Below are 1256 nucleotides of genomic sequence, written 5' to 3'. Positions count from 1 at the left end.
GTAGATATCAACCAGTTTTTCAGAAATGACCGCTTGTACTTCGCTTGGGTCTTGAATGTTTCTTAATTTCACTTCTTTTTTCAGCTCATCAATCAGTTCCATCACAGTTGTGAAACCGACATCAGCGCCGATCAGAACCTCTTCCAGCTCTTCAAAAAAGTCTTCGTCGACTTTGCGGTAGCGGGAAATCAGTTCATTTACTTTTCCTTGGAAGGAGTTTCTCGTTTTTTCGAGTCCATCTTTAAACTTTTCTGATACTGAATCGGTTTGCTGCGTAAATTTTTCTTTTAATTTCTTAAAAAAGCTCATTGGTTCAAAAACCTCCTTTAATTACTGGACAAGCTCTTTCGTTTCTTCTAGTTTGACAGATACAAGCTTAGAAACACCTGATTCCTGCATGGTCACGCCGTAGAGCACATCGGCTTCTTCCATTGTTCCCTTGCGGTGCGTAATGACAATGAACTGTGTTTCCTGGCTGTATTTCTTTAAATATTGCGCAAAACGGAAAACATTTGCTTCATCAAGCGCCGCTTCTACCTCATCTAACACGCAGAATGGAACAGGTCTCACTTTTAAAATAGAGAATAGTAAAGCGATCGCTGTTAAGGCTCTCTCTCCGCCTGAAAGAAGGCTTAAGTTTTGCAGTTTTTTCCCTGGCGGCTGCGCGACAATATCAACGCCAGAGTTAAGTAAATCATTTGGATCTGTCAGTTTAAGATCTGCTCTTCCGCCGCCAAATAATGCTTGGAAAACAGATTCAAAGTGCCCGCGGATTTGAGAGAATGTCTCAGAGAAACGCTTTGTCATCTCTTGATCCATTTCTTCGATGACTTGGAATAATGTATTTTTCGCTTCTGTCAGATCATTTCGCTGTTCTGTTAAGAAAAGATAGCGTTCATTCACACGTTCATACTCGTCAATACTGCCTAAGTTTACTGTTCCAAGCTCTTCAATGGCTAGTTTGATCAGCTTCACTCGTTTTCTTGCTTCATCTGGCGATAACGTCAACTGATACATCTCTTTTGCTCCTTCAAATGAAAGAGCATATTCATCGTTCAAATAAGCGATCAGGTTATCGAGCTCGACTTCCATACGGCCAAGCTTAATTTCTTCATCTTTTAAGCTTGTGGTGAGCTGCTTATACAAACGTTTTTGTTCTTTAAGCTCACGTTCAGCAAATTCTAATGTTTCAGAAAGAGCGAGACGCTGCTTACGGCGCTCTGAAATGAGTGCGGTTGTTTTGTTTTTGTTTTCCA

The 1256-nt window shown here is 40.8% G+C and carries 1 protein-coding gene and 1 pseudogene; both read right to left on the bottom strand.

From position 1 onward, the window contains the following. Nucleotides 1-309 (bottom strand): signal recognition particle receptor subunit alpha (locus BJU60_RS14700; RefSeq protein ID WP_174545523.1); only part of this gene is annotated, 309 nt, incomplete at its 3' end. Between the two features lie 21 nt (nt 310-330). Beyond that, a pseudogene (locus tag BJU60_RS14695) lies at nt 331-1256 on the bottom strand (AAA family ATPase); the annotation flags it as partial.

The organism is Exiguobacterium aurantiacum, assembly GCF_001766415.1.
GTDB lineage: Bacteria > Bacillota > Bacilli > Exiguobacteriales > Exiguobacteriaceae > Exiguobacterium > Exiguobacterium aurantiacum_A.
Note: the sequence above shows the minus strand (reverse complement) of the source record. Positions and strands in the feature narration are given on the sequence as shown.